The organism is Kribbella sp. NPDC056345 (assembly GCF_042262745.1).
GTDB lineage: Bacteria > Actinomycetota > Actinomycetes > Propionibacteriales > Kribbellaceae > Kribbella.
The window spans coordinates 129,656-137,946 of the sequence record NZ_JBHJQQ010000019.1 but is presented as its reverse complement, the minus strand read 5'-3'; the positions used below and the strand labels follow the sequence as shown (position 1 = coordinate 137,946).

Sequence of the window (8,291 nt, the reverse complement as noted above, 5' to 3'; positions counted from 1 at the left end):
AACAGAACCAGCCATATTTCAATCATCCTGAATCTCGCCCTGCAGAAGCGGACTTGCTACGAGCCGCTGGCCTCAACTCACCCTGACACGCAGGGTACTGCCGGGATATGTGGCAGGTAGACCGAGTCCAGTCTCGGGATTGACGACGTCAGTGAGTGGTACCAGCGCATTGATGCCATAGCGGTCGCAGAACGCCATGTAGTAGTCGCGCCAGACCGCAGATCCAGTCGGTTGACGAGTAAGTCGTATCAGCGCACTCCCCGCGTGGCTCATCTCTACGGCAACGTGCTCGGGGATCGTTACGTCGCAGTCGAGGCGAAGGTCAGCAGCTAACGACGTTCTTCCTGCCAGCGACAGTCGACGTGTCCGTACGGCGAGTTCGGTGCGGATGGCTGCCCTCGCCTCGTCGCTGGTGTCCGCACTGTTGTGGCGCTCGATCTCCGCAGCGATCACTTCGAGATGGCCCAGGGTCGTTGAGGCCCCCGCACTGGGATCTGGTTCGACCTCGCGCAACCGCCGCACAACATATGCCAGGGGATCAGTGACCGTCATTGGTGCTCGAAGACTCGTGATCAGGAACCCCTGCCGCACTAGACCGGTTGCTAGCTCCCGGATCTTCGACTCGGATGCCCCAGCGAACCTCTCACCCAGCTTGTTGATCAAAGCAACGAACTGGATCGGGGATTGACAGAGCTCCTGAACTGCCTGGACGGGTCGGGTGCGTCGGATCAGCATCCGCGTTGTGCCGTGAGGTATGTCGATGTCGTCGCCGCGCTGGGCGGCCAGGTTCGTGAAGACAACGTCGAGGCGATCGAGTAGGCCAGGTTCACACTCCAATCGGCTGACGACGTCATCGAGCCACTGTGTATCTGTACGGATGAACACTCGATGCTCGGCTCCCCAGCGTGCGGAGCTATATGCGCTGACACTGACTGGGGCAACCCCAGCGAACAGGCCGAACGGCATCTGACGGCCGGTTAACCGGAGGAAGTAGCGAACGACGGACAGCGCAGCTCGTCGAATCTGCTTGTCTGAGAAGTCTTCGCCAGAACAGATGGCATCCACTTGCTTGGCCAGACCGAAGCTGGCGTGCCGAATGGGGAGTGCGAGACGCGAATCAGGCCACACCTCCCGCAGCCATGAGTGGCAATCGTCGATGTCGCTCAGGTCAGGCCAGCGAGCAGGGCCATTACTTGTGGAAACCGCCGTCGCTCGTAGCAGTGCGGTGCCGCTATGGCGGTACAGAGGCTTGCCGTCGCCGTTGCTCATCAGTCCTCCGGTGGTGATGTCGGAAGAGGGACCGGGCTGTAGCTCCGGCCCCTCTCAGGGACTACGTCAGACGTTGCTGGCGCAGCTCGACGCACAAGAAGCGGCGCAGCCGTCGTCGGTGTTACAGCCGGCGTTGGCCTGCGGCACGACATCGGTGACTACACGGACATCCAGCTCGAACTCGACGTCGAGCGACTGCTTCGGATCCATTTCGATTCCTTTCGGTTAGTGATGGAACGGCTGGCGCAGGACGGACTCGCTTGCGCGTCCCGCGCCAGCCGGACTGTGGGATCTGTGGCCGAGCTCTCCACAGGGGAGGGGAAGGCTCGGCCGCAGACCACTTGCGACGGGTCCGGCGGTGTGCAGACGATCCACTGCACGTGAGAGGGCTGAGGACGACGACGACTCCCCACCGGATCCGTCAGTTCACGGGCCAAGGTCGTAGGGCAGGCAGCGAGCCCCCGTGGCTCGCTCGAACTGGAACCTGACCGCGGCTGGGTCGTCGATCAGTGCCAGGTGCCGCCACTCTGGTAGCAACACCGCGGTGACCTCGTAGCGGTTGACTGACTCGACGAGAGCCTCGAACGCGGCCGGAACAGTGGCCGGATCCTCGACGTACACCGAGCCCATGGTGTAGCCCTCGACCTTGGCGATGGCAGCGAACTCCCGCTTGACCCGCTCGACGCGCTGGTCGGACAGATACAGGTCTCGCCGGGCGTAGCCGAGCAGCAGCGGGCTGGTGTAGTCGGTCACCGCTCCTCGTCCATCCAACGGCGGAATGTCGCAATCAAGCGCTCCCAGAGTCGGGACCACCAGCCGTGTCGGTGCTGCCCGTTCACGAGCCGACTGCATCTTGACCCACAGCCGCAGCCGCCTGCTCGTTGGTAGTCCGGAGGCCTGCGAAGCGCCGCCGCATTCCGCCTCCGTACATAGCCGCGTCATCTGGCGGTCCGACGAATGTTGCGATCGCCTGCTCACCGAACCAAATCCGCACCCGCCGCCGCGGGGCGCCGGTCCGTGCTGACTCGTTCATCGGTCTATCACGTCCAGGAGGATGTCGCGGAGCATGAGAGCTGCGAGCAGACCTGTTCCAACGATGAGAACCCACATACGTGCGATCACACTCGCTCACCGCCCCCGGGTACTACGACAGAGTCGGTCTTCTAGTCAACACCGGACCGGGGTTGAGGGGCCGGCGTAGCGCTATCTGAACTATCGTCGCCGGGTCGCACTATTCCCCCTGGTTGGTTGGTCGTGGTGCCTTCTTGGCGGCGGCTCGGAGATGGACTGTTGTGCGATCAGAACCGCCCGTCTGTGCACAACAAGTTCATCGCTTACGGTCGGATGGAGCCAGAGCAGAACTGATGCATAAGTGGCGCGTTGTTGACGCGCCGACGATGACGCAGTTGGCCGCGTGGACGGGGATGATCGAGTCATGGCAGGCAGGCGAGTGCGACTTGCGCAGCAGCGCAAGGCGGCCGGTCGCAGCCAGGCAAGCCTGGCTGCTCTGCTCGGCGTCGATCGTTCAACAGTTGTGCGGTGGGAAGCCGCAGAAACCGCGCCGCAACCGTGGTTGCGCCCCAACCTCGCGGCGGCACTCGGTATCACCGCTCACGAGCTTGATGGGTTGCTCGACGATGTCAGCGCAGTAGCCGACACAGGCGATCGGGTCTCGCATTCGCGGCCGAGTCTGTCGATCAGGTTAAGTGACGGGCCGCGTTTGGACACTGTCGTTGAGCACCTACGCGAGCAATGGCATCTTCTGGTCAAGACAGACAATTTGCTCGGCCCTCGACATGCCCTCAGCGGTGTGCTCGGCCAGCTGGACACCATCAATGAGTTGCTCGCGATGGCCGGTACCGTCGGTCGTCCGCAAGTGGTGCGCCTCGCCGCGCAATACGCCGAATCCGCCTCGTGGTTGTACGAGGACAGTGGAGGAGCAGCCGAGGCCCGTCATTGGAGCGGCCGTGCTCTGGAATGGGCCATCGAGGCAGACGATCCGCTGATGACGTCGTGGGTCCTGTTCCGTCGGAGTCAGCAGGCAGTGCCGGGTGGCTGCGCTGCCCAGGTGCTAGGGCTCGCCGGCGCAGCCCGTCGCGCGGCTCCCGATCTACTTCCACCTATGCGTGCCGCCCTGGATCAGCAAGAGGCACAGGGGCTTGCCATGGACGGCGACGAATCTGCTGCCCATCGGAAGCTGGATGATGCTCATAAGTGGGCGGTCACCGATGTTGCCGGCGATGCGCGGACTGGCCACGGCTCCTTCTGTACGGCGAGCTACATCGAGGTACAGCGTGCCGGATGTTGGCTGACGCTCGGCAGACCTGACCGAGCGATTACCTTGTACGAGGCGACGTTGCCTGGCCTGCCTGATGTCTACCGCCGTGACCGCGGAGTCGCGCTTGGACGGTTGGCGAGCGCCTATGCCGCTTCCGGCGAACCTGAGCCTGCGGCCACCGTTGCAACTGAGGCCCTAGGCATCGGCCAGGAGGTCGGCTCGGAGCGAACGCTCGGGCTAGTACGGGCAGTCGGCACGAAGTTGTCCGGCTACCGACGGTTGCCAGCAGTGTCCCAGTTCATTCGCGAGCTAGCCATGGAGGCTCGGTAGTCATGGCGAGTCCTCACGAAGAGGCGGTGATGCGGCGAGCTGTTTCTTTGTCGGCTCTCGGGCTCGGCTCAGCGAGTCCCAATCCGCCGGTCGGATGTGTCGTGCTTGATGCTGACGGCAACGTGGTTGGTGAGGGCTACCACCGCCGAAAAGGCGAGGCTCACGCAGAAGTCAACGCGCTTGCAGCGGCGGGGGAGCGGGCACGTGGTGGCACGGCGGTCGTCACGTTGGAGCCATGCAATCACCAGGGACGAACTCCACCATGTAGACAGGCTCTGATCGACGCAGGCATCGCTCGCGTGGTGATCTCGCTGATCGATCCGACATCGCGAGAAGAGGGCGGAGCGGCGCGTCTCAGGGCAGCGGGCGTAGATGTCGAGGTCGCCGTTCTGAGCGACGAGGCACGCCTGGTCATCGGGCCATGGCTCGAAGCACTTACAGCTAGAGTCCCGCATGTCCACTGGGCCTACGTGGTCCACAGCAAGGCTCTCTCTGTCCGAGGGCCCGCTCCAGAAGAGGCGACCTTACGTACCGGGTTCGACGCGGTTCTGACTCCCGCTGGCCGGCTCGAGGAGGGAGTCCCTGGCGCGCACTCGCCGGACGAGTTCTCATTGCCACCGGCAGTTGGGTTCGAACCCGCGGAGCTCTTGGCAGATCTGTTCAATCGAGGCGTGCGGTCGCTGCTGCTATCCGGACCTACGAAGCTTGCGTCGGCAATGGCAGATTCGGGGCTGGTGAACCGCATGACCATGTACGTCCCTCGACAGCCGGCGTCGAGTCGTCCTCATTCGACGATCGGGCAGACTCCCGACGTACCGACTGGGTACGGAGTCCATGCGGTTAGGGCAGTCGGGTCGTACGTCTGCCTGGACCTCATCAGGGAATGACCAGGGACCCTCGAACACCCGGCGCGGTCCAGCCCGCTGGGTAGAATGCAGCCATCGTTGACGGCGGATGGGAGGTGGGGTATGGCGATCAAGCGACTCCGCCTCGCGCAGCGGCGCAAGGCGCTCGGCTACAGCCAGGAGCGGCTTGCAGAGCACCTCGGCGTAGACCGCTCGACCGTTGTTCGGTGGGAGAGCGGTAGCGCCGAGCCGCAGCCCTCGCTGAGAATGAAGCTCGCGCATTCGCTCCAGGTCTCCTTGAGCCAGCTAGCAGATCTGCTGTGCGGGTCAGAGGTCGCAGCGGTGTCCGAGTCGGTCTCTGGGGATCACAGCCGAGCAAACATCCCGCACGATCCCACGGAGACAGACGACATGAACCGTCGCGAGATGTTGCGCTTGGTGAGCATGGCCAGCACGCTCATAGCGGCATCCGGTGCGCCCGGGCCATTGGATCTGGAACGACTGGATCACGTCGCCAAAGATCCTGGCCGCCTGGATCAGGCCACGCTCGACGAGTACGCGGCCCTTAACGCACATTTGTGGCAAGCATTCACGTTGTCACGCAACAAGCGCGCAGCCTTCTCGTTGGTACAGGGCCAGCTGGAGGTCCTCGTTGCCGCCTTGCAGGAGGCACGTCGTTCGGCAGTTCATCACAGCGTGTGCGAGCTCGCGAGCGATCTCTTCCAACTCGCTGGAGAGATCCACTTCGATGGAAACCAGTACACGTCGGCGGCGCATTGCTACACCCTCGCGGCGCAGGCCGCGAAGGGGGCCGGCGCCCTCGATCTCTGGGCATGTGCCCTCACCCGCCATGCCTTCATCAGCGTCTACGACCAGAGGTTCGATCGAGCCGCGCCGATGCTGCAGCTCGCCGCGGGTCTCGCTCAGGGAGGTGACTATGCCCTATCAACGCGGCACTGGGTCAGCGCCGTCCAGGCTGAGGTTTTCGCTGGCCTTGGCGATCTGACCGCCTGCGAACGAGCCCTCGACCAGGCAAACGAGGTTCACGCATTGAGTGGGTCTTACCAGAATGGTGGCTGGCTCAGATTCGACGGTTCCCGACTACCTGAAGAGCGAGGGACCTGCTACGTGGCTCTCAAGCGCCCAGAACTGGCTGAGACGGCACTCAACGACGCTCTGGGCCAGACTCTGTCTTCCCGCCGCCGGGGCGGCGTACTCGTCGACCTTGCCGCCCTCGGTCTGCTGCGTCGGGACCTCGACCAACTCCTCGTCCACAGCAGCGCCGCGCTGAACACGGCACGGCAGACCGACTCGGGGGTAGTCGCGCGAAGACTAGAAGGCCTGCAGCCCCACTTGGTTCCGCACCTCAAGGATCCTCGCGTCTGTCAGCTCAACGAAGAGATCAGCGCCGTGGCCGGAAAGTCCGCTCATAACCACTAGGAGCATCACGTTGCCGAACGAACAGGGCCGGGTCTTCCGCGAAGCATGGATCGCTGGCGTCAAGAAGTACTACCCCGGCGAACCGAAGCCCAGCTACATCACCCCATGGGATGAAACCCCAGACTGGGAACGCGCCAGCGCCGCTGCCGTCTACGACCAGGTCCGTGCCTTCGTCATCGCCGCAGACGGCCACACCAGCAAGCTCACCCGAGCCCAAAAGGGCCGCTTCGTAGCCCTCTGCTGGATCGGCCAGATCTACAAACACATCCTAGACCCCAAGCCAGCCTACGTTGCTGACTGGGATGACCTTCCCGACTGGCAGCAGCAGACCGACGCCGACATCTTCGAGCACATCGAGCACATCGAGCAAGAACGTTAGTTGCGGGCCGCTGGCCCCAACTAACCCTGACAACGCAGGGAAGCCGTGCCTTGAGAGAGCCCCATGCGCACTGCTCTTGATGGGTCAGCGAGATTCGAACTGCGCCAAGAGGTGTGTCGCGAGTGCACGTCCTAGGGCGATGGGTACAGCGTTGCCGATTTGGCGAGCGATAGCGGTCTTGGAACCGACCCACCGGAAGTCGCCCGGGAAGCCTTGCAGCAGGGCCGCTTCATAGTGCGTGAGAGCGCGATTCTCAACGGGGTGCAGATATCGACCCTTCTCCGGTTTGAAGAACTCCGTGCGGATCGTCACGGACGGCTTGTCCCAATGAAGCCGACCCATCACGTCCGCGGATCCGGAGCGATGCTTGCGCCAGCAGTCGGCCAGGAGGTCGTCCGGTATGTCGAATCTGTTGCCTCCAGCAGGGATACACCGGAAACGCGCCTTCGACAGCGAGGTGTAGTTGCGGTTGAGGTGCAGCTCCTTCGTTCTGAAACTCCCCGGGAAGGTCGTGCCTCGGAAGTCCGTGGAGCGGTCCGGAAGATCCGTCTTGGTGACCTTGGGAGTCACGCGCTTCAAAGCCGACCGAACAGACACGTGGCGTCCGATATGCGTCGGTGCCGGCAAGCCTGGTGCCTCGAGATCGCGGTGGCTTCCGATCACAACAGTCCGACGACGAGCCTGGGGTGCCCCGTAGTCCGCAGAATTGAGTACTGCAGCATGAAGCCGATACTGCGACAGCAGGCCCTTCTTGGCCGTGGCCTGCTGCAGTAGCGAGTATTGCGGAGACTCAAGGAACGCGCCTACATTCTCGACCAAGAAAAACGACGGATTGGCCCGCGCGACGGTTTCGGCATACTCCCGCCACAGTTCGTTCCGTTCGTCGTTGACGTCCTGTTTGCCAAGCCGCGAGAACCCCTGGCATGGCGGGCCGCCGACCACAATGTCGACTGCCGGCACATCTTCCTCGTGGAGCCAGTCCTCGATCTTGCCTGCGTAGACCTCGTCACCGAAGTTCGCTGCGAATGTTGCGGCAGCAGCCTTGTCGCTCTCCACCGCTCTCACGGTACTGAAGCCTTCGATGTCGTGGAACGCTCGGGTTAGACCGCCCGCACCGGCGAAAAGGTCGAGTACGCGGAGCGAGGCGGATCGGGGCGGACCTGATGATTGATCCGGCGTTTCGGGCGACAACCTGGGCACAGCATGAGAGGTTAGTCGGTGCCATGGACAAGTCGAGCCAGGGCGCGCTGCCTGGGACCGAGGAGAAGGGCCTTGTGGCGTCTCCACGGCCCGGGAGCGTGCTTCAGACCACACCGCAGATCTCATCTCGGATGTCGCGCCAGGCGCGGCGGGACACGAAGCCGGAACTGGAGCTGCGGCGGCGGTTGCATAGGCTCGGCTACCGGTACCGCGTCAACCTTCCACTGCCTGGCCTGCCTCGTCGGCGCGCTGATCTCTCGTTCACTGCTCGGCAGGTGGCCGTCTTCGTGGACGGCTGTTTTTGGCACGGCTGCCCCAAGCATGGCACGAGCCCGAAGAAAAACGGCGCCTGGTGGGCGGAGAAGCTGCTTCGCAATGTGGAGCGGGATCGCGAGACGGACGCGATTCTTTGCGCGTCGGGATGGACCGTGGTGCGGATCTGGGAGCACGAGGATCCGGATGTCGCGGTTCGACAGGTGGTCGAAGCCTTGACGAAGGAGCGTGGCGCACGTGACTGTACGTAACATCGGTCGGCTGATCTCGATATAGC

Annotated in this window: 9 protein-coding genes; 5 read left to right on the top strand and 4 right to left on the bottom strand. The window is 63.4% G+C overall.

Annotation, left to right across the window (positions count from 1 at the left end; translation table 11 throughout):
• Window positions 1-72 precede the first annotated feature (72 nt).
• From ACFCV3_RS39245 to ACFCV3_RS39235, 3 genes are all read right to left on the bottom strand, one after another.
• Window positions 73-1,269 carry a lantibiotic dehydratase family protein gene (locus ACFCV3_RS39245; RefSeq protein WP_376039620.1) on the bottom strand — a complete coding sequence of 399 codons (1,197 nt, stop codon included), beginning with the start codon at window positions 1,267-1,269 and terminating at the stop codon, window positions 73-75.
• Window positions 1,270-1,335: 66 nt separating this feature from the next.
• Window positions 1,336-1,479, bottom strand: a complete 144-nt coding sequence (gene fxlA / locus ACFCV3_RS39240) for an FxLD family lanthipeptide (RefSeq protein WP_376039617.1) — start codon at window positions 1,477-1,479, stop codon at window positions 1,336-1,338.
• Window positions 1,480-1,695: 216 nt separating this feature from the next.
• Window positions 1,696-2,022: a hypothetical protein gene (locus ACFCV3_RS39235; RefSeq protein WP_376039615.1), complete on the bottom strand. Its 327-nt coding sequence runs from the start codon at window positions 2,020-2,022 to the stop codon at window positions 1,696-1,698.
• A 697-nt stretch (window positions 2,023-2,719) separates the two neighbouring features.
• Here ACFCV3_RS39235 and ACFCV3_RS39230 point away from each other — a divergent pair.
• From ACFCV3_RS39230 to ACFCV3_RS39215, 4 genes are all read left to right on the top strand, one after another.
• Window positions 2,720-3,877 carry a helix-turn-helix transcriptional regulator gene (locus ACFCV3_RS39230; protein WP_376039613.1) on the top strand — a complete coding sequence of 386 codons (1,158 nt, stop codon included), beginning with the start codon at window positions 2,720-2,722 and terminating at the stop codon, window positions 3,875-3,877.
• A 2-nt stretch (window positions 3,878-3,879) separates the two neighbouring features.
• On the top strand, window positions 3,880-4,764 hold the full coding sequence (gene ribD, locus ACFCV3_RS39225; RefSeq protein WP_376039611.1) for a bifunctional diaminohydroxyphosphoribosylaminopyrimidine deaminase/5-amino-6-(5-phosphoribosylamino)uracil reductase RibD: 885 nt from the start codon (window positions 3,880-3,882) through the stop codon (window positions 4,762-4,764).
• Window positions 4,765-4,845: 81 nt separating this feature from the next.
• Entirely contained in the window at window positions 4,846-6,162 is a 1,317-nt protein-coding gene (locus ACFCV3_RS39220) for a helix-turn-helix transcriptional regulator (protein ID WP_376039608.1), read from the top strand.
• 10 nt (window positions 6,163-6,172) lie between these two features.
• On the top strand, window positions 6,173-6,541 hold the full coding sequence (locus ACFCV3_RS39215) for a hypothetical protein (RefSeq protein WP_376039605.1): 369 nt from the start codon (window positions 6,173-6,175) through the stop codon (window positions 6,539-6,541).
• 84 nt (window positions 6,542-6,625) lie between these two features.
• Here the strand turns inward: ACFCV3_RS39215 and ACFCV3_RS39210 are convergent, their stop codons facing one another.
• Window positions 6,626-7,867, bottom strand: coding sequence for a DNA cytosine methyltransferase (locus tag ACFCV3_RS39210; RefSeq protein ID WP_376039603.1), 1,242 nt, complete (start codon window positions 7,865-7,867; stop codon window positions 6,626-6,628).
• Between ACFCV3_RS39210 and ACFCV3_RS39205 the strand changes: the two genes are divergently transcribed.
• Window positions 7,765-8,265, top strand: coding sequence for a very short patch repair endonuclease (locus ACFCV3_RS39205; RefSeq protein WP_376039600.1), 501 nt, complete (start codon window positions 7,765-7,767; stop codon window positions 8,263-8,265). The genes ACFCV3_RS39210 and ACFCV3_RS39205 overlap by 103 nt on opposite strands.
• Window positions 8,266-8,291: the final 26 nt, after the last annotated feature.

Excerpts from the sequence above, each read along its gene's own strand:
- ACFCV3_RS39245 (WP_376039620.1), bottom strand. The coding sequence starts at position 1,269 with ATGAGCAACGGCGACGGCAAGCCTCTGTACCGCCATAGCGGCACCGCA.
- fxlA (WP_376039617.1), bottom strand. The coding sequence starts at position 1,479 with ATGGATCCGAAGCAGTCGCTCGACGTCGAGTTCGAGCTGGATGTCCGT.
- ribD (WP_376039611.1), top strand. The coding sequence starts at position 3,880 with ATGGCGAGTCCTCACGAAGAGGCGGTGATGCGGCGAGCTGTTTCTTTG.
- ACFCV3_RS39220 (WP_376039608.1), top strand. The coding sequence starts at position 4,846 with ATGGCGATCAAGCGACTCCGCCTCGCGCAGCGGCGCAAGGCGCTCGGC.
- ACFCV3_RS39205 (WP_376039600.1), top strand. The coding sequence starts at position 7,765 with ATGGACAAGTCGAGCCAGGGCGCGCTGCCTGGGACCGAGGAGAAGGGC.
- ACFCV3_RS39210 (WP_376039603.1), bottom strand. The coding sequence starts at position 7,867 with ATGAGATCTGCGGTGTGGTCTGAAGCACGCTCCCGGGCCGTGGAGACG.